Source organism: Ensifer sp. LBL (assembly GCF_050435225.1).
In the GTDB taxonomy this organism is placed as follows: Bacteria; Pseudomonadota; Alphaproteobacteria; order Rhizobiales; family Rhizobiaceae; genus Ensifer.
In genome coordinates this window covers 16,817-35,578 of record NZ_JBNDJY010000006.1, presented here as the reverse complement: position 1 = coordinate 35,578, position 18,762 = coordinate 16,817, and the positions used below count along the sequence as shown (strand labels likewise).

20 protein-coding genes are annotated in these 18,762 nt (G+C 62.8%); 5 read left to right on the top strand and 15 right to left on the bottom strand.

The features are described from left to right. Positions 1-3: 3 nt before the first annotated feature. The 8 genes from tsaE to chvI form a co-directional block, all read right to left on the bottom strand. Positions 4-1,515, bottom strand: coding sequence for a tRNA (adenosine(37)-N6)-threonylcarbamoyltransferase complex ATPase subunit type 1 TsaE (tsaE, locus tag OKW20_RS23345; RefSeq protein WP_429175931.1), 1,512 nt, complete (start codon positions 1,513-1,515; stop codon positions 4-6). Next, positions 1,515-3,995: an ATP-binding protein gene (locus OKW20_RS23340; RefSeq protein WP_429175930.1), complete on the bottom strand. Its 2,481-nt coding sequence runs from the start codon at positions 3,993-3,995 to the stop codon at positions 1,515-1,517. Before OKW20_RS23340 ends, tsaE begins: the two co-directional genes overlap by 1 nt. 306 nt (positions 3,996-4,301) lie before the next feature. After that, on the bottom strand, positions 4,302-5,702 hold the full coding sequence (ahcY, locus tag OKW20_RS23335; protein WP_429175928.1) for an adenosylhomocysteinase: 1,401 nt from the start codon (positions 5,700-5,702) through the stop codon (positions 4,302-4,304). A gap of 166 nt (positions 5,703-5,868) precedes the next feature. Continuing rightward, a complete protein-coding gene (locus OKW20_RS23330) occupies positions 5,869-6,159 on the bottom strand; it encodes an HPr family phosphocarrier protein (RefSeq protein ID WP_043624332.1) in 291 nt (96 codons plus the stop codon). Next, complete coding sequence (locus tag OKW20_RS23325; protein WP_034801684.1) at positions 6,159-6,560, bottom strand: PTS sugar transporter subunit IIA; 402 nt, start codon at positions 6,558-6,560, stop codon at positions 6,159-6,161. The genes OKW20_RS23330 and OKW20_RS23325 overlap by 1 nt, the downstream gene beginning before the upstream one ends. Before the next feature lie 156 nt (positions 6,561-6,716). Next, positions 6,717-7,175, bottom strand: a complete 459-nt coding sequence (locus tag OKW20_RS23320) for an HPr kinase/phosphorylase (RefSeq protein WP_429175924.1) — start codon at positions 7,173-7,175, stop codon at positions 6,717-6,719. Beyond that, complete coding sequence (locus OKW20_RS23315; RefSeq protein WP_246765060.1) at positions 7,172-8,905, bottom strand: sensor histidine kinase; 1,734 nt, start codon at positions 8,903-8,905, stop codon at positions 7,172-7,174. The genes OKW20_RS23320 and OKW20_RS23315 overlap by 4 nt, the downstream gene beginning before the upstream one ends. Positions 8,906-9,145: 240 nt before the next feature. After that, complete coding sequence (gene chvI / locus OKW20_RS23310) at positions 9,146-9,871, bottom strand: two-component system response regulator ChvI (RefSeq protein ID WP_043626797.1); 726 nt, start codon at positions 9,869-9,871, stop codon at positions 9,146-9,148. A gap of 323 nt (positions 9,872-10,194) precedes the next feature. On the opposite strand from chvI, the gene OKW20_RS23305 reads away from it, so the two are divergent. From OKW20_RS23305 to OKW20_RS23285, 5 genes are all read left to right on the top strand, one after another. Further along, positions 10,195-11,805 carry a phosphoenolpyruvate carboxykinase gene (locus OKW20_RS23305; protein WP_429175922.1) on the top strand — a complete coding sequence of 537 codons (1,611 nt, stop codon included), beginning with the start codon at positions 10,195-10,197 and terminating at the stop codon, positions 11,803-11,805. 203 nt (positions 11,806-12,008) lie between these two features. Next, positions 12,009-12,443: an alternative ribosome rescue aminoacyl-tRNA hydrolase ArfB gene (gene arfB / locus OKW20_RS23300; protein ID WP_429175919.1), complete on the top strand. Its 435-nt coding sequence runs from the start codon at positions 12,009-12,011 to the stop codon at positions 12,441-12,443. Between the two features lie 78 nt (positions 12,444-12,521). Further along, positions 12,522-12,995 carry a peptidoglycan-binding protein LysM gene (lysM, locus tag OKW20_RS23295; RefSeq protein ID WP_043616146.1) on the top strand — a complete coding sequence of 158 codons (474 nt, stop codon included), beginning with the start codon at positions 12,522-12,524 and terminating at the stop codon, positions 12,993-12,995. 2 nt (positions 12,996-12,997) lie between these two features. Next, entirely contained in the window at positions 12,998-13,435 is a 438-nt protein-coding gene (locus tag OKW20_RS23290; RefSeq protein ID WP_429175915.1) for a hypothetical protein, read from the top strand. A 10-nt stretch (positions 13,436-13,445) separates the two neighbouring features. Further along, positions 13,446-14,057, top strand: coding sequence for an alpha-ketoglutarate-dependent dioxygenase AlkB (locus tag OKW20_RS23285; RefSeq protein ID WP_429175905.1), 612 nt, complete (start codon positions 13,446-13,448; stop codon positions 14,055-14,057). Positions 14,058-14,072: 15 nt separating this feature from the next. Here the strand turns inward: OKW20_RS23285 and coaA are convergent, their stop codons facing one another. The 7 genes from coaA to hisB are packed head-to-tail and all read right to left on the bottom strand — an operon-like array spanning position 14,073 to position 18,701. Continuing rightward, complete coding sequence (gene coaA / locus OKW20_RS23280; RefSeq protein WP_077968629.1) at positions 14,073-15,065, bottom strand: type I pantothenate kinase; 993 nt, start codon at positions 15,063-15,065, stop codon at positions 14,073-14,075. After that, on the bottom strand, positions 15,062-15,385 hold the full coding sequence (locus tag OKW20_RS23275; RefSeq protein WP_043616133.1) for a phosphoribosyl-ATP diphosphatase: 324 nt from the start codon (positions 15,383-15,385) through the stop codon (positions 15,062-15,064). Before OKW20_RS23275 ends, coaA begins: the two co-directional genes overlap by 4 nt. 15 nt (positions 15,386-15,400) lie before the next feature. Beyond that, positions 15,401-16,177: an imidazole glycerol phosphate synthase subunit HisF gene (gene hisF / locus OKW20_RS23270; protein ID WP_429175901.1), complete on the bottom strand. Its 777-nt coding sequence runs from the start codon at positions 16,175-16,177 to the stop codon at positions 15,401-15,403. A gap of 4 nt (positions 16,178-16,181) precedes the next feature. Then, positions 16,182-16,919 carry a 1-(5-phosphoribosyl)-5-[(5-phosphoribosylamino)methylideneamino]imidazole-4-carboxamide isomerase gene (gene hisA, locus OKW20_RS23265; RefSeq protein ID WP_192451521.1) on the bottom strand — a complete coding sequence of 246 codons (738 nt, stop codon included), beginning with the start codon at positions 16,917-16,919 and terminating at the stop codon, positions 16,182-16,184. Positions 16,920-16,947: 28 nt separating this feature from the next. Further along, positions 16,948-17,598: an imidazole glycerol phosphate synthase subunit HisH gene (gene hisH, locus OKW20_RS23260; protein WP_060608913.1), complete on the bottom strand. Its 651-nt coding sequence runs from the start codon at positions 17,596-17,598 to the stop codon at positions 16,948-16,950. After that, positions 17,598-18,068, bottom strand: coding sequence for a DUF2628 domain-containing protein (locus OKW20_RS23255; RefSeq protein ID WP_429119102.1), 471 nt, complete (start codon positions 18,066-18,068; stop codon positions 17,598-17,600). Before OKW20_RS23255 ends, hisH begins: the two co-directional genes overlap by 1 nt. Before the next feature lie 24 nt (positions 18,069-18,092). Continuing rightward, positions 18,093-18,701 carry an imidazoleglycerol-phosphate dehydratase HisB gene (gene hisB / locus OKW20_RS23250; protein ID WP_043616119.1) on the bottom strand — a complete coding sequence of 203 codons (609 nt, stop codon included), beginning with the start codon at positions 18,699-18,701 and terminating at the stop codon, positions 18,093-18,095. Positions 18,702-18,762 lie beyond the last annotated feature (61 nt).

Sequence of the window (18,762 nt, the reverse complement as noted above, 5' to 3'; positions counted from 1 at the left end):
CTGTCAGTTCGCTGATTCGGAAACGAGGATTCCGGTCTTCATACACCAGTCGTGCAAGGGTTTCAGCGATTCATGTGAAAGCGCCGCCTGAAGATAGGCGAAAGTGCGCGGCATGTGTTTCATGTAGCCGGGCTTGCCGTCGCGCTGCATCAGCCGCACCCAGATGCCGACGAGTTTGCAGTTGCGCTGTGCCGACATCAGGTGCCAGTCGCGCAGGAACGTTGCCTCGTCGAAACTGCCGCTGGCGCGCCGTTCGGCGAGATAGATCTCCATCATCCGGCTTGCGAGCGAAGGCGCGATGGTGACGCGGGCATCCTGCACCAGGGACGCGACATCATAGGCGGTCGGGCCGATCATTGCGTCCTGGAAGTCGATGAGACCGATCCGGTCCAGGCCTTCGCGGTCGCCACGCCAAATGATGTTTGGAGAGTGGAAATCGCGCAGCAGCAGGTTCGTTTCGGATGTCTGCAGGAGGTCGATCAGGCCGTCCCAGATCTCTCCGTATTCGCGCTTCTCGTCGTCGCTTGCCGGCGCGCCACGTTTCCAGGGCAGATACCAGTCGGTCAGGAGCCGTGTCTCGATCTTCATCGCCGTCCGGTCGAAGTCCGGAATGCGGTGGATCACAGTCGGCTCGACGCTGATCTCGGCCTCGGACCGTTCCGCGTGCAGGCGGGCAAGCAGCCGTGCGCTCTCGATGTAGCGTTCGTCGATCGGTTCTCCGTCCGCATCGAGAACGCCGTCCGAGCCGAGGTCTTCGATCAGGAGGATGCCCTGGTCGAGATCGCGGGCGAAGATTTCAGGCGCTGCAAAGCCGCGGGCAATGAGCATCTGATCGACGGCGACGAAGGGAACGACATCCTCGGCGATGTGCGCCAGCTGCTGATAGTACTTTCCGTCCTGAAGGATCGGGCCTGGCTTGTGCCGCGGCGAATCCATCAGAATCCGGCTAACGGAACCGTCCGCCGGGTAAATGCGCTCATAGGCCCGGATCGAGGCGTCGCCGCTCAGGTGCCGGCGCCGCGCTTTCGAATGTCCGTTCGTATCGAGAAACGCGCGGATCGCCAGCGTCCGGGCGATGCGCTGCAGCGTGGCATCAGGTGCCGAAATTTCGACGCGCCGTCCGTCCTTCTCGTGGGTGATAGACAGCGTGATGCGGCTTGAGGGCAGGGCGTCGTCCGCCCGTTCCGGCCACTCGACCAGGCAGATGCCCTGCGAAAGGGCTTCATCGAAGCCGAGTTCGTCGAGTTCGCTGGAATCGGCCAGCCGGTAAAGGTCGAAATGCGCGGCGGGAATGCGCAGGTCGTAGCTCTGCACCAGCGTGAAGGTCGGGCTCGGCACTTCCAGGCTGTCGTCATCGGCGACGGCTCTGAGAAACGCGCGTGCCAAAGTGGATTTGCCGGCGCCGAGATCGCCCGAAAGGGCGACGCAGTCGCCAGGTTTCAGGGCGAGCGCCAGGTCTTCACCAAGCTCGATCGTTGCCGCCTCGTCCGCAAGATGGCGTTCGATCGCCAGCATTATTCGGCCGCGACGGTGGATGGCACGTCGGCCGAGGGAATGCGGCAGGTCACTTCGGTGCCTTCGCCTTCCTTGCTGCGGATCGCGACAGTGCCGTGATGCAGGCTGACGAAGCTCTCGACGATCGAAAGCCCGAGCCCGGCGCCGCCCCGTTGGCCGTGGCTTTCAAAGCGGTTGAAGACGGTGTCGAGCACGTCCTGCGGAATGCCGGGGCCGCTGTCGGAGACCGAGAAGATGAAGTCGCTGCCCTCGCGGCGGCATGCCAGTTCGATGACGCTGCCATCGGGCGCGAAGTTCGCGGCATTGGTGAGCAGCTTGACGAAGATCTGCTTCAGACGCTGCTGATCGGCGACCATCCGGCCGAGATTGTCGGGTGCTGCGATCCGGAGCGTGACGCCACTCTCGATCAGCCGGTCGGCCATCTGATGGGCGATGTCGTCGAGGAAGTCGGTGAGGCTGATGTCGGAGAGGTCGAGCTGGACGATACCTGCATCGACGGTCGCAAGATCGAGGATGTCGTTGACGATCGTCAGAAGCAGCGACGAGGAGGTGGCGATGTGGTCGACATATTCGGCCTGGCGCTCGTTGAGGTCGCCGAAGGCAGGCGTCTTCAAAAGATCGGCGAAACCGATGATGTTGGTCAGCGGCGAGCGCAGCTCATAGGAAACGTGATGGACGAAGTCGTTCTTCAACGCGTCCGCCTTGCGCAGCGCCTCGTTCTTTTCGGTGAGCGCGCGCTCGACCCGGACGCTGTCTGTGATGTTGACGAACGTCAGCATCGTCTGGGCGTTCGGCAGCGGAATGACGGCGTAGTCGAGGATCAGCCCGGTTCGAAGTTCGAGGATGCCGCGGCTGGAGGGGCGTTCGTCGTCGAAACTGGTGATGATGTGGGTGAAGCGCTTCCATCCGTCCGGCCGGTCGTAGGAGAGAAGGCAAGCCTGCTCGATCGCCCGGATGTGGGTGTCAGGCTTGGCTTCCGCTTCGCTGATGCCCCAGATCGCCCGGAACGCCGGGTTGGACAGGCGGATGCGGCCGTCAGGCCCGAACACCGCCACACCTTCGGCGAGATGGTCGATGGTTTCGCCCTGGACCTGGACGAGCGTGTTGTAGCGCGTTTCGAGATCGACCTTCTCGGTCAGGTTCTCGAACGCCCAGGTAACGCCACCCTGCGGACGGGCGGTGGCAAAGACGCGCAGCGTCTGTCCGTTCGGCAGGTGCCAGAGATCGCTCTGCGTATCGAGCGCCTGGTAGACCGACAGCGCGTTCGCCTTCCACTGTTTCCAGTTGAGCTGTTCCGGCAGCTGGCCGCCGGCGCGCAGCCGGTCGAGCACTTCGCCGTTGTCGGGCTTGCGCTCGAGGAAGCCGATATCGAGGTTCCACAGGCGCTGGAAGGCCTGGTTGTAGAACTGCAGACGCTGGTTGCCGTCGAAGATCGCGACGGGCGTTGCCAGATGGTCGAGCGTTTCCGCATGGCTCTTGAGCGTGCGGTTGAGCTCTTCGCGCACGGCCTCGATGCCCGAGATATCGACTGCGATACCGGCCGAACCGGCAGCGCTGCGGGCGTCGACGACATCGAAAAAGGTGCGGTTGCCGCGAACGACGGTCGAGACCTTGTCGTGGAAAGGCGTATCGAAGGTCGAGACCGACCGGATTTTTTCGCGCGCGACGGTCGCAAGCAGCTCGCGCTTTTCGGCGACGGCGGTGGCGACATCGGGCGCCTCGACGGCGTCGGCATAGGCTTCGTTGACCCAGACGAGCGCGCCGTCGGTGCCGCGCTGCCAGACGGGCAGGTCGATCGCGTCGAGGAGCGTATGGAAGGAGCGAAGCGCGGCATTGAGCCGGTCGTGTTCGAGCTTCAGCTCGGCGAGCTCCGCCCGCATGTTGTTGAGCGCGATGAAGCGCACGAAGGCGCGGCCGCCGGAAACGCGTCCCTGGGCCTCCAGCACTTCGTTGCGCTGTGTTTCGATGACGAGATCGAAGCTGCGGGCCTGGGTGCGCAGCGCCTCGATCGATTTTTCCAGCTCGCCGGCGGACTGCGCCTTGACCCAGCGGCCGAAGGCCAGGAAGTCGCGATCGTCGGAAGGCGCGCCGGTTTCCGCCGGCAGCTGGCCGAGCAGTTCGGCGCGTTCAAGCAGTCCGTCCCAGATGACGATCCGGCGGTTCTTGTCGGCGACCAGCGCCTGGTAGCGCGAGAGGCGCTGGTTGGCGTCGGAAAGGTCGGAGCGAAGCTCGCGGTTTTCCGCCTCGATGTTGCCGCGCTGGCGGATCAGCCAGATGGCCGAGATCATCGCTGCGGAAATGACGCCGATCAGCACGGAAAAGGTGACGACCTCCGACGAGCCGAAGATGCCGGCCTTTTGCGGGACAACCTGGGCCAGTGCGTCCGTGGCGGTGAAAAGCGTGGTGCCGGCCAAAAGGCGGCGCAGGAATTTCGGACCCTTGCGGCGGATGGCCGGAAAATCTGTCTGGTCTTTGTTCATGGCGCTGCCATCCCCGTCTGTCCGAAGGGTGCTGCCGGCCTTGCTGCGCCTTGCACAGTTCCACCGGGGCCCTGTTCAAGGGTCCGCGTCAGTTCCGCTTGCATCCCCGGTCTGTCTCCGTCTGTTTGCCGCCTATTCGACAAGACATCCCATCCGCGATGCCCAAGGTCCGCACCGGCATCACGAATCAATGGGTTAGAGCATACTTCCTCGTCGAATCGTCGGGAAGGGAGGCGCTCAAAAAAGCGGCCGCGCTCTCTTGTCAAGAACGCGGCCACAAGATGTTGTGGATTGCCCGGGTAAGGATTAGTACCGGTAGTGCTCAGCCTTGAACGGGCCCTGCGTCTTCACGCCGATGTAGTCTGCCTGCTCTTCGGAAAGTTCCGAAAGCTTGGCGCCGAGCTTCTTCAGGTGCAGGCGAGCGACCTTCTCGTCGAGGGCCTTCGGCAGAACGTAGACTTCGTTCTTGTACTTCTCACCCTTGGTGAAGAGCTCGATCTGGGCCAGGACCTGGTTGGAGAACGAGGCCGACATCACGAAAGACGGGTGACCGGTGGCGTTGCCGAGGTTCAAGAGGCGGCCTTCCGACAGGAGGATCATGCGGTTGCCCTTCGGGAACTCGATCATGTCGACCTGCGGCTTGATGTTCGTCCACTTGAGGTTACGCAGAGCCGAGACCTGGATCTCGTTGTCGAAGTGGCCGATGTTGCCGACGATCGCCATGTCCTTCATCTCGCGCATGTGGTCCATGCGGATGACGTCCTTGTTGCCGGTCGTCGTGATGAAGATGTCGGCCGAGGCGACCACGTCTTCGAGCTGAACGACTTCGAAGCCGTCCATGGCTGCCTGCAGCGCGCAGATCGGGTCGATTTCCGTAACTTTGACGCGGGCGCCGGCGCCCGAGAGCGAGGCAGCCGAACCCTTGCCGACGTCGCCGTAACCGCAGACAACGGCGACCTTGCCGGCCATCATCACGTCGGTACCGCGGCGGATGCCGTCAACCAGCGATTCCTTGCAGCCGTACTTGTTGTCGAACTTCGACTTGGTGACGCTGTCGTTGACGTTGATCGCCGGGAACGGCAGCAGGCCCTTGGCCTGGAGCTGATAGAGGCGGTTGACGCCGGTGGTGGTTTCTTCGGTCACGCCCTTGATGGCGTCGCGCTGCTTGGTGAACCAGCCCGGCGAAGCGGCAAGGCGCTTCTTGATCTGTGCGACGAGGATCTCTTCTTCCTCGGAACCCGGGTTCGAAAGCACGTCCTCGCCGGCTTCGGCGCGGGCGCCGAGCAGGATGTACATGGTGGCGTCGCCACCGTCATCGAGGATCATGTTGGAAACGCCGCCGTCGGCCCACTGGAAGATCTTGTCCGTGTAGGTCCAGTATTCTTCGAGCGTTTCACCCTTGACGGCGAAGACCGGAACGCCGCTGGCGGCGATTGCGGCTGCGGCGTGGTCCTGGGTCGAGAAGATGTTGCAGGACGCCCAGCGGACGTCGGCGCCGAGTGCGACCAGCGTCTCGATCAGAACGGCGGTCTGGATGGTCATGTGCAGCGAGCCGGTGATGCGCGCGCCCTTCAGCGGCTTCGAAGCGCCGAACTCTTCGCGGCAGGCCATCAGGCCCGGCATTTCCGTTTCGGCGATCGCAATTTCCTTGCGTCCGAAATCGGCGAGTCCGATGTCGGCGACAATGTAGTCCTGAGTGGTGGTCATGGAGTTCTCCGGGCTGATCTCTTCAAGCCGCGCGGCCTTGGCCATCTCCGCGGCGCGATTATGCCTCCCACGCCTATACGACGCGGTGAGAGTGCGACCGATCTATCAGGATTCAGGGTGAAGAGCAACCGTGATATAAAGAAGTCTTTATATCTTTATATTGCTGTCAGATTTCTTCGCCGAACTTGTCGGCGACCAGAGCGTCGAGCGCATTCAGCGCCTCTTCGGCCTGCGCGCCGCTGGCGGTCACGCAAACGCTGCAGCCGGTGCTGGCGGCCAGCATCATCAGCCCCATGATCGAGGTTCCGCCAACGGTCATGCCGTCCTTCGAGACGGTGATCTCGGCGTCATAGGCCTCGACCGTCTGCACGAACTTTGCTGACGCCCGCGCATGCAGGCCTCGCTTGTTGATGATCAGCAGTTCGCGCGTCAGCGACATGTCGGGGCGGTGATCCATTATTTGCCACTCAGGACGCGGCTGGCGACGTTGATGTACTTCCGCCCGGCCTCCGAGGCCTCGACCAGTGCCTTGTCCATGTCGCTCTCGCCGCGCACGCCGGCGAGTTTGATCAGCATCGGCAGGTTGACGCCGGCGATCACTTCGACGGTGCCGCTGCGCATCACCGAGATGGCGAGGTTGGAGGGGGTCCCGCCGAACATGTCGGTGAGGATGATGACACCGTTGCCTTCGTCGACATTGGTGACCGCGTCGAGGATATCCTGCCGACGCTGGTCCATGTCGTCCTCGGGGCCGATGCAGACGGTCTCTATAGCTTTTTGCGGACCGACAACATGCTCAAGCGCATGTCGAAATTCCTCAGCCAGCTTGCCATGGGTGACAAGCACAAGTCCGATCATGGGTATCTTCGCTCCAACTGCACACGCAATTCACTGATGGCCAGATATCGCAATGCAGCAATTTCGTCCACCTGTTGGGGAGGGCATCTTGGCAAGGAAAAGGGGAAGTGCAAGCCAAAAATGCCGAAAAACCGGTCGCGCTGACGGTAAATCGGGCTAGAAACCTATTTTTTCAGCGATGAGCGCCTGCAAAATATTGAGAACCTGTGCGCCATCTTCAACGGGAACGCGAACAATCGGCAATGCTCGCCCGAGTGGCAGGGGCAATGTCTCGTCATCAGGCGGCAGGCGCGGGTCGAATGGGGCGCTGACGGGCAGCAAGGCCCAGTCCATCACCGCGCTGGGCACGGTTTCGATCGTGCCGATGCCGGCGCCGCGGATTTCGATAAGGCCGTGTATGGAGGGCGGGCAGCGCGCCACGATCCGGTCGTGTTCGAGCACAAGATCGACCCGGTCATCGGCGACCAGCGCTGCAAAATGTCCGGCCTGTCGGGCGGCCGTGATGCAGGCGAGCGCCAGTCTGGATTTGCCGGAGCCGGACGGCCCGGTGATCAGGAAGCCGCGCGTCCCGAGCACGATTGCAGTGCCGTGGACATTGGCGCGGGCTGTTGTCACGCGTGCGGCTCGGCGGGAAGGGACAGGATGAAGCGGGCGCCGGCGATACGGCCATCCGGTCCGGCGATGTTCTCGGCCTTGAGCGTGCCGCCATGGGCTTCGGCGATCTGCCTGGAGATCGACAGCCCGAGGCCGGAATTCTGGCCAAAGTCCTCGCCTTCCGGACGATCGGTATAGAAGCGCTCGAAAATGCGGTCGATGTCTTCGGCCTGGATGCCGGGACCATTGTCCTCGATATAGACGAGGCAGCGTGAGCGCGAGCGCGTCAGGCGCACGACGATCCGCCCGCCGTCCTCAGGCACGAAGGAACGGGCGTTTTCGATCAGGTTGGTAATGATCTGGCCGATGCGCAGGTCGTAGCCGCTGACGGCAAAGCGCGCCTTCGGGCTGTCCTTTCGGTCGATGACGAAATCGAGCAGCACCGACTTCTTCTTGCTGCGGACCTGGCGCGAGATATCGACGAGGTCGCCGAGAAGTTTTTCCAGATCGATCGTCTTGGCGTCGCTGCGGGCAAGTTCCGCGTCGAGACGCGAGGCGTCGGAGATGTCGCTGATCAGACGGTCGAGGCGCCGGACGTCGTGCTGGATGACATCCATCAGCCGCTTCTTCGATTCGTCGGTCCGCGCCAAAGGCAGCGTCTCGACGGCGCTGCGCAGCGAGGTGAGAGGGTTTTTCAGCTCGTGGCTGACGTCGGCAGCAAAGTTCTCGATCGCGGCGATCCGGTCGTAGAGCGCAGTCGTCATCTCACGCAGCGCGACCGAAAGGTTGCCGATCTCGTCCTGGCGCGAGGAGAAATCAGGAATTTCTTCGCGCTCCTTGGCGCCGCCGCGGCGCACGCGCACGGCGGCTGCAGCCAGGCGCCGCAGCGGATTGGCGATCGTCGACGACAGAAGCAGCGACAGGATGATGTTGACGAGGGCCGCGACGCCGAAGACGCGGATGATGGCGAGACGCTCGGCCTGGACGATCTTGTCGATGTCGCCGGCTTGGGTCGAAAGCAGGAGCACGCCGAGAACGGCGCGGAAGCGCTGAACGGGCACCGCCACGGAAACGATGAGCTCGCCCTTCTCGGTAACGCGTTCGACATAGCCGCGCACGCCCGTCAGCGCATTGGTGACCTCGGGATAGATCGAGCCGTTGCCACCCGGCGGTTCCTTGTAGAGCGGCAGGTTGCCCGGCTGCAAAAGCTTGTTCAGCCAGCTGTTGAGCTTTTCGCCGATGCCCGTCGATTCCGGCTCGATCGGCGGCAGGTCGAAGCGCAGCACCTGGCCGCCGCTATAGAGATGGCGCGAATCGAGCAGCAGGTCGGCGTCCGCGTCGAACAGCCGGGCGCGGGTGCGCGTCGGCGAGATCAGCCGGCGCAGAACGGGCGCGACGCGTTCCTGGATGATCGGGAAGTCGAGATCCTCGTCGCTCGGCAGCGGCGTGATGCTCTGGCCGGCTTGCAGTTCCAGCAGCTTTTCGGGATCGATGGTGATCGAATTGGTATCGACGGAAGCGGAAGCCGAGATCGCGCCGGCGATGATTTCGCCCTGGGTCAAAAGGCTTTCGACGCGCGCATCGATCAGCCCCTCGCGGAACTGGTTGAGGTACATGATGCCGCCGACCAGAACGACGAGCGCTACCAGGTTGAAGAAGACGATACGGCGGGTGAGGCTCGAGAAGACGGCATTGCCGAAGAGACGACGAATGAGCGTGAAGGGGTGCGCCCAGCGGCGCTGGCCCTTCAGTGCCTGGGCACGCCCGTCATTGTCTTCAATGTCGCCCTGCAAGACTTCTACCAAATGTCCCGCTCCCGCGCGGACTGTCCTTCATAATCGTTCGATGGCGGCGGCGCTGCCGGCCGGTTGCGCCGCCTTCCATGATTTTGATCCGAAGACGGCGGAGATCGTGTCGAGCCTCACAGGAGGCCGTCACCATCGCGCCGCTTCAAATGCGCCACTCTGGGCGCAATGGCAAGCCCCTTGGGCTCAGGCACTTTCCCGGAAACGATAGCCGACACCGTAAAGCGTCTCGATCATGTCGAAGTCGTTGTCGACCATCTTGAACTTCTTGCGCAGCCGCTTGATGTGGCTGTCGATGGTGCGGTCGTCGACATAGACCTGTTCGTCATAGGCCGCGTCCATCAGTGCGTCGCGGCTCTTGACCACGCCCGGGCGCTGCGCCAGCGAGTGAAGAATGAGGAATTCCGTCACCGTCAGCGTCACCGGCTCGCTCTTCCAGGTGCAGGTGTGGCGCTCCTGGTCCATCACCAGCTGCCCACGCTCGAGCGAGCGCGACGGCGCATCGGTTGCCTTGACGGTATTGTTCGTGTTGGCCGCCGCGGCTTCGCGGTTGGCGGCGCGGCGCAGGATCGCCTTGACGCGTTCGACCAGCAGGCGCTGCGAGAACGGCTTGGTGATGAAGTCGTCGGCGCCCATCTTCAGGCCGAAGAGTTCGTCGATCTCTTCATCCTTGGAAGTAAGGAAGATTACCGGCAGGTCCGACTTCTGCCTCAAGCGGCGCAGCAATTCCATGCCGTCCATGCGCGGCATCTTGATGTCGAAGATCGCAAGCTGCGGCGGCCGGGCGAGCAGGCCTTCGAGCGCGGAAGCGCCATCGGTATAGGTCTCGACCTTGTAGCCCTCCGCCTCCAGGGCGATGGATACGGACGTCAGAATATTCCGGTCATCATCGACAAGCGCGATGGTCTGCATCGTGTTCAACTCCGTCTTTTGAGGTGCCGGTCCCGTCCCCGAAACTCCGGCATTCGCGAGTCACGGGTGCGTTAGTGAGTATAAAGGTGGAACAAATTGTGGCGAAGCCGAAAAAGCACTTGTCGTAACGATAGGATAGGTCCCGTCAGATCGGTGTTCGGGATGTCGATTTCAACCGATTAAAAAAACGATAATTTTCTTTAAATCGATTAATATACTGAAATCATTATTCTTTTTTTGACGTCGCCTTGTTTTTGAGCGAGCATGCAAGTAAGGTCCGGCGAAATTCAACGCCAATGGCCAAACACGAAGGAAGCTTGACCATGGAGCAACTCGGCACTCGCAATCTCGCGAACGGCTTGGAAAAACTCGGCTTTATCGACCTGGATACGGTTCGGTACAACCTCGAAGCCGCAGAGCTTTATGAGGAAGCTCTTCGCCGCGGCGAGGCCGAACTGACGGCACACGGTGCGCTCGTTGCCCGTACCGGCCAGCACACCGGCCGCTCGCCGAAGGACAAGTTCGTGGTTCGCGATGCGAACACCGACGACCAGATCTGGTGGGACAACAACAAGCCGATGTCGCCCGAGCATTTTGCTCTGCTGCGCAAGGACATGCTCGAGCATGCCAAGGGCATGTCGCTCTACGTGCAGGATCTGGTTGGCGGCGCCGATGCCGACAACGCGCTGCCGACGCGCGTCGTGACCGAGTACGCTTGGCATTCGCTGTTCATCCGCAACCTGCTGATTCGTCCGGCCCGCGAAGCGCTCGGCGCCTTCCTGCCGAAGCTGACGATCATCGATCTGCCGAGCTTCAAGGCTGATCCGGAGCGCTACGGTTGCCGCACCGAGACGGTCATCGCCTGCGATTTCACCAACGGCCTGATCCTTATCGGCGGCACGTCCTATGCCGGCGAGATGAAGAAGTCGGTCTTCACCGTCCTCAACTACCTGCTGCCGAAGAAGGGCGTCATGCCGATGCACTGCTCGGCAAATGTCGGCCCGGCCGGCGACACCGCGATCTTCTTCGGCCTTTCCGGCACCGGCAAGACGACGCTTTCGGCCGATCCGACCCGCACGCTGATCGGCGACGACGAGCACGGCTGGGGCGAGCAGGGCGTCTTCAACTTCGAGGGTGGTTGCTACGCGAAGGCGATCCGCCTGTCGGAAGCGGCTGAGCCGGAAATCTACGCCACGACCCGCCGCTTCGGCACGGTCATGGAAAACGTCGTGCTCGACGAGCGCCGCGTGCCTGATTTCGACGACGGTTCGCTGACGGAAAATACCCGTTGCGCCTATCCGCTCGACTTCATCCCGAACGCCAGCGACACCGGCACCGCACCGCAGCCGCGCACCATCATCATGCTGACGGCCGACGCCTTCGGCGTGATGCCGCCGATCGCCAAGCTGACGCCGGAACAGGCGATGTACCACTTCCTGTCCGGCTACACCGCCAAGGTCGCCGGCACCGAAAAGGGCGTCACCGAGCCGGAAGCCACCTTCTCGACCTGCTTCGGCGCACCGTTCATGCCGCGTCACCCGTCGGAATACGGCAACCTCTTGAAGGATCTGATCGCCAAGAACGGCGTCACCTGCTGGCTCGTCAACACCGGTTGGACCGGCGGCGCCTATGGCACCGGCAGCCGCATGCCGATCAAGGTGACGCGCGCTCTGCTCGCGGCCGCGCTTGACGGCTCGCTGAACGCTGCAGAACTGCGCACCGATGCCAACTTCGGCTTTGCCGTTCCGGTCTCGGTCCCGGGCGTCGACGACGGCATCCTCGACCCGCGCTCGACCTGGGCCGATGGTGCAGCCTATGACGCACAGGCCCGCCGCCTCGTCGACATGTTCATCACGAACTTCGCCAAGTTCGAGAGCCATGTGGACGGCAGCGTTCGCGATGCGGCTCCCGGTACGAAGATCGCCGCCGAATAAACATTGTCGGCTATGATTCACGTGAAACCTGGTCCTTGTGGCCGGGTTTTTCGCGTTTGTGCCTGCTGTCTGTTTCCTCGAAAGCTCTTCGATCAAAGGGGAGCCAAAGTGCTGTGGCGACCTTTGCGCGTCTGATGAGCCGCGCGGCGCCGCAGTGTTTTCAACGGGTTCGCTCTGTGCCATAGATCGGGCCGAGGTGAACCATGGCCAGCGACCCGCTTTACATAAACGACAATATCGTGATTGCCGGCTGGGAGCTGACGGAGCAGTTCGTGCTGGCCGGCGGCCCGGGTGGGCAGAACGTCAACAAGGTGTCGACCGCCGTTCAGCTCTTCTTCAACGTCCAGGCGTCTCCGGCGCTTTCCGACCGTATCAAGGCCAATGCCCTGAAGATCGCCGGCAAGCGCGCCTCGAAAGAGGGCGTGCTGATGATCGAGGCGAGCCGCTTTCGCAGCCAGGAGCGCAACCGGGAGGATGCGCGCGAGCGGCTGAAGGAGCTGATCCTCGAGGCCGCCGAGCCCCCGCCGCCGCCGCGCAAGAAGACCAGGCCGACGCGCGGCTCCGTCGAGCGGCGTCTCAAGGAGAAGTCCGGGCGCGGGGAGATCAAGAAGCTCCGGGGCCGGCCTGGAGGCGATTGATTCTTTTTGCGGCTCCCTTGCCTTTTGGCCGGCAGCGCCCTCTCTTATCGAGCAGTGTTTTCGCAAAAGGAGATATTCATGGGTCTTTTCAGCTTTATCAAGAACGCCGGCAAGAAGCTTGGCATCGGCGGCGACGACGATGCTCCGGATGCCGAAAGCGTTCAGAAGGAACTTGCATCCCACGATCTCGGCACGAAGGACGTGCAGGTCGAAGTGGCCGGTGACAAGGTCGTGCTGAAGGGTGTCGTGAAGGACCAGAGCGTCTTCGAAAAGGCCGTCGTCGCCGTCGGCAACACGCTCGGCGTGTCCGCGGTCGAGGCCTCCGAACTCAAGGTCGCCGATGCTGGCGCAGCACCTGCTCCGGCAAAAGCGCCCGTCTTCTATACGGTCAAGAAGGGCGACAACCTCTGGAAGATCGCCGAGGCGCAGTACGGCAAGGGCAAGGGCGCCAAGCACACGGTGATCTTCGAAGCCAACAAGCCGATGCTGACCCATCCGGACAAGATCTATCCCGGCCAGGTTCTGCGCATTCCGGATCTGGATGCGGCCTGAGCGTGTCCTTCAGGCGGTCGCTTGCAATTGCCGCGCTGGCGAGCCTCTGGCTTGCCGGCGTTTCTCTGGCGCAGCCTTTCCGTGAACCCGCCAAGGGCAGCTCGGAGCGTGCCGCCATCCTCGACGCGATCCGTCCCGCGGTCGAGGCGGAGATGCGCGGTCCGGTCGAATTCGTCGTCACCGCCATGCGTGCCGCACCCAACTGGGCCTTCATGCAGGTCGAGCCGCAGCGTCCCGGCGGCGGATCCATCGACCTGTCGCAAACCGGGTTGCGTGACGAGACCGACATGATGGATGGTCTGACGGTGTTCGCACTCGTCAGTTTCCAGAATGGCCGCTGGAACCTGGTCGATCATGTTGTCGGGCCGACGGATGTCGCCTATGCCGGCTGGCCGCTTCGCTATGGCGTTCCGGCTGCACTTCTCGGCCTGGAGCAATAGGGGCTTTCAAATGCAGGTGCTCCCGAAAGGGATCAGACATATTCCGGGCTATCTCGATCGCGCCCGACAGGAACAACTGGTCGAGGCGATAAGGTCCGTCGTTGCCGAAGCGCCGCTGTTCGTCCCGGAAATGCCGAAGACCGGGAAGCCCATGTCCGTGCGCATGACCAATTGCGGTGCGCTCGGTTGGGTCACGGACCGCGATCGCGGCTATCGTTACCAGGCTCAGCATCCGGTGACCGGCCGTCCCTGGCCAGCGATGCCGGATATCCTGCTCGATGTCTGGAATGCGGTTTCCGCAAGCAGCAAGATGCCGGAGGCCTGCCTGGTAAACTTCTATTCCGAAGAGGCCCGCATGGGGCTGCACCAGGATCGCGACGAGCGCGACCTTGAAACCGCCGTCGTCTCGATCTCGCTCGGCGACAGCTGCCTCTTCCGCGTCGGCGGCAATACGCGCGGCGGCCAGACCATGTCTTTCCGGCTGGAAAGCGGCGATGTCGTGGTGCTGGGTGGGGAAGGGCGGCTCGCCTTCCATGGCGTCGACCGCATCTATCCGAGCACATCGACGCTGCTGAAGAATGGCGGGCGGGTCAACCTGACGCTCCGCCGCGTCAATCCCTAATGATGCGCTGAAAGCTCAGAGCTTCCTGAGCGCCACCTTTTCCGTCAGGTGGTTCGGGCCCTTCTGCAGGATCAGGTCGGCGCGCGGGCGCGTCGGCAGGATGTTCTGGTGCAGGTTCTTCAGGTTGATGTTGTGCCAGAGGCCCTCGGCAATGGCGCGGGCCGCATCCTCACTGATGGTCGCGTAGCGGTGGAAGTAGGATTCCGGGTTCTTGAAGGCGGTCTCACGCAGCCGCATGAAGCGGTTGACGTACCAGCTGTGGATCAGGCTTTCCTCGGCATCGATATAGATCGAGAAGTCGAAGAAATCCGACACCATCGGCACGATCTTGCCGTCGGCCGGCAGGTTGCGCGACTGCAGAACGTTGATGCCTTCGAAGATCAGGATATCCGGCCGGTCGATGACGGTGTACTGGTCGGGCAGCACATCATAGGTCAGGTGCGAGTAGCTCGGCGCCTTGACGTTCGGCTGGCCCGCCTTGATCGCCGACAGGAAGCGTAGAAGCGCTCCGACGTCGTAACTCTCCGGAAAGCCCTTGCGGTCCATCATGTTTTCGCGCTGGAGCACGGCGTTCGGATAGAGGAAGCCGTCTGTCGTCACCAGGTCGACCTTCGGGCTCGACGGCCAGCGCGCCAGAAGCTGTGCCAGAATACGGGCCGTCGTCGACTTGCCGACGGCGACCGATCCGGCAATGCCGATGACGAAGGGAGTCTTCGTCTCGGACATGCTGAGGAAGCGCTTGCGCTGCTCAAAGAGCATCTGCGACGATTCCACATGGGTCGAAAGCAGGCGTGACAGCGACAGGTAGATCTGCCGCACTTCGCCGAGATCGACCGGGTCGTTCAGCGAGCGCAGCCGCTGCACCTCGTCGGCCGTCAGCGTCAACGGCGTATCGGCGCGAAACCGCGACCATTCCTCGGCAGTGAAGAAGTGATAGGGCGAATAGTCCCGCTTCTGCAGATTGTCCGGCAGGTCGGCCGCTTCGATGTCTTTCGCCGCTATCGTCATGGGGTCTGCCGATTTGCCTTTTCCTGCAGGCCGGATTGGTTGGTCCGCCGCTGAAGTTCGTTGAGCACATCCTGCAACGGAACGTCGGCGATCTTCAATACGACCATCAGATGATAGATGAGATCGGCGCTTTCGGCGATGAGATTCGCGCGGTCGTTGCTGATCGCGGCGATCACCGTCTCGACCGCTTCCTCGCCGAGTTTCTTGGCCGCCTTCGGCTGGCCGCCGGCGACCAGCTTTGCCGTCCAGGATTGGTCCGGGGCCGCCTGCGCGCGTGTCGCGACGATGGCCTCGAGGTCGGAAAGTGTGAAATCAGCCATGGAAGATCCTGAAGCTCAGTCGAGGCGCATGGCGATGCCATGCTCGGCCATATAGCGCTTGGTTTCGCCAATGCTATAGGTGCCGAAATGGAAGATGGAGGCGGCGAGCACGGCGGTCGCGTGACCGTCCCTGATGCCGGCGACCATGTGGTCGAGCGTACCGACGCCGCCCGATGCGATGACCGGCGCGCGAACCGCGTCGGCGACCGCGCGCGTCAGCGCGATATCGTAGCCGCTCTTCGTGCCGTCGCGATCCATCGAGGTGAGCAGGATCTCGCCGGCGCCGAGATCGACGACCCGGCGGGCAAAATCGATCGCGTCGATGCCGGTCGGCTGGCGTCCGCCATGGGTGAAGATCTCCCAGCGATCGGCTTCGCCGTCCACCGAGACCTTCTTGGCGTCGATCGCAACGACGATGCATTGGTTACCGAACTTGTCGGCCGCTTCCGCGACGAATTCCGGGTTCTTTACCGCAGCCGTATTGATCGACACCTTGTCAGCGCCGGCCAGGAGCAGCTTGCGGATGTCCGAAACCTGGCGCACGCCGCCGCCGACGGTCAGTGGCATGAAGCACTGTTCGGCGGTGCGGGCGATGACGTCGAAGATCGTCTCGCGATTGTCTGACGAGGCGGTGATGTCGAGGAAGCAGAGCTCGTCGGCGCCGGCAGCGTCATAGGCGCGGGCCGCCTCCACTGGGTCGCCGGCGTCGATCAGGTCGACGAAGTTGACGCCCTTGACGACACGGCCGTCCTTGACGTCGAGGCAGGGGATAACGCGGGCTTTAAGCGTCATGGTTTCAAGCCTTTCTCGCGGCGCGGATCAGATCCAGCGCCTCCTGCGGGTCGATACGGCCGTCGTAGAGCGCGCGGCCGGAGATGGCGCCTTCGAGCTTGCGTGCATCCGGCTCGACCATACGCCTGATATCGTCCATCGAGGCGAGGCCACCCGACGCTATGACAGGAATGGAAACCGCGTCCGCCAGTTCCAGCGTCGAGGCCCAGTTGATGCCCGTCAGAATGCCGTCGCGGTCGATGTCGGTATAGATGATCGCCGAGACGCCAGCGCCCTCGAACTTCTTGGCAAGCTCGATCACGCCGAGTTCGGATGCCTCGGCCCAGCCTTCGACGGCGACCTTGCCGCCCTTGGCGTCGATGCCGACGGCGACCTTGCCCGGGAACTTGGCGCAGGCTTCGATGACGAGCGCCGGATCACGAACAGCGACGGTGCCGAGGATGACGCGGGCAAGCCCGCGCGACAGCCAGTTTTCGATATGGTCAAGTGTGCGGATGCCGCCGCCAAGCTGCACCGGGTTCTTGGTCGCCTTGAGAATGGCGTCGACGGCGGCACCGTTGACCGTCTCGCCGGCAAAGGCGCCGTTCAAGTCGACCACGTGCAGCCATTCAAAGCCCTGGTCTTCGAAGGCAAGGGCCTGGGCCGCCGGGTCGGGGTTGTAAACCGTCGCCTGGTCCATGTCGCCGAGCTTCAGGCGCACGCATTGCCCGTCTTTCAGGTCGATCGCGGGAAAAAGGATCATGGGTCTGTCCAATCAGTCGTGCGAAAGCTCAGGGCTTCCAGCGCAGGAAATTCGAAATGAGGGCGAGGCCGAGCGCCTGGCTCTTTTCCGGGTGGAACTGCGAGCCCGCCTTGTTGCCATTGGCGACGAAGGCCGTGACCGGTCCGCCGTAGTCGGCCTCGGCGACCACGTCGGCCGCGTTCTCGGCGGCCAGGTGGTACGAATGTACAAAATAGGCATGCAGACCGGCTTCGCCAACACGGATACCGTCAAACAGCGGATGCTCGCGCTTGAGCTTCAGCGTGTTCCAGCCGATCTGCGGGATCTTCAGCGTTGTGTCGGCGGGCGTCATTTCGACGACATCGCCGGGGATCCAGCCGAAACCATGGGTGATGGTCTTCTCAAGCCCGCGCGACGACATCAACTGCATGCCGACGCAGATGCCGAGGAACGGCCGGCCAGCCTGTTCGACCGCTTCCGTCAATGCCTGCTCCATGCCATCGACGGCAGCAAGGCCACGGCGGCAATCGGCATAGGCGCCGACGCCTGGAAGCACGATGCGGTCGGCGCTCGCCACCCGCTCCGGCTTGTCGGTAAGGTCGATCTCGGCTGCAATGCCGGCTTCGCGGGCGGCGCGTTCAAAGGCCTTGGTGGCTGAGCGCAGGTTGCCCGAGCCGTAATCGATGATGGCGACGCGCATCAGCGTTCTCCGTAGGAATCAAAAAGGCCGAGACCAGGGCCGCCACTTGAGGGCTTGCGCACGGTCCAGTCGGCCGGGGAAGGGGCGGCGGGCTTGGTCTCGTTCGAAGCCAGGCTCGTGAAATAGATCTCTTCGGCCGCTTCGAGATTGGGCGCCGGCACGATGGAGCGCAGCGTCCAGTCACGGGCAGTCAGGCTGCGCGCCACCAGAACCGGTCCTTCGAGCGCCACCACCAGCCGAAGCGCGAGGTTCGCCAGGAGAGCCGGTAAGAAACCGCTCTCGTGGTTCGACAGGAATATTAACGAGATCTGCAGAACAGCAACTGCGATGCCGATTGCCCATTGGCGCTTGGCCAGAAGCCAGAGCGTCGGGAAAAGGAAGGCCCACCAGGAAAAGCCGTCGGCGACGAAGCGCGCCCGCTCGTCGTTGGCGCGCGCACCCGGCGGGGTGAGGATCATGTAAGAAGCCATGAGTCAAAGCCAGTGACTGGCCGCTTAGGCAAGGGTCCCCTTGGTCGAGGGAACGCGGCCGGCCTGGCGCGGGTCGATTTCGGTTGCGGTGCGCAGCACCCGGGCGACGGACTTGAAGCAGGTCTCGGCGATATGATGGTTGTTGGCGCCGTAGATGTTCTGGATATGCAGCGTGATCCCGGCGTGCTGGGCGAGCGCCTGGAAGAATTCGCGCACGAGTTCCGTGTCGAAGGTGCCGATTTTCGGCGACGTGAAGGTCACGTTCCAGACGAGGAACGGCCGGCCGGAAACGTCCACCGCCGCACGCGTCATCGTCTCGTCCATCGCGAGATCGAGCGAGGCGTAGCGGGTGATGCCGCGCCGGTCGCCGAGCGCCTTGGCAATCGCCTGGCCGATGGCAATGCCGGTGTCTTCGACCGTATGGTGATCGTCGACATGCAGGTCGCCGTCCGTCTTGATCTCCATGTCGATCAGCGAATGTCGGGCGAGCTGGTCCAGCATATGGTCGAAGAAACCGACGCCGGTCGAAATCTTGGAGATTCCGGTGCCGTCGATGTTGACCGATACGGATACCGCGGTTTCGTTGGTCTTTCGCGAAACCTCTGCGGTACGGCTGGACGTGGCTTCTGCCATCGGGCTCTCCTGTATACGCTGACGCGGCTCCTTATCAGGCAAAAGCTGAAATATCCAGAAC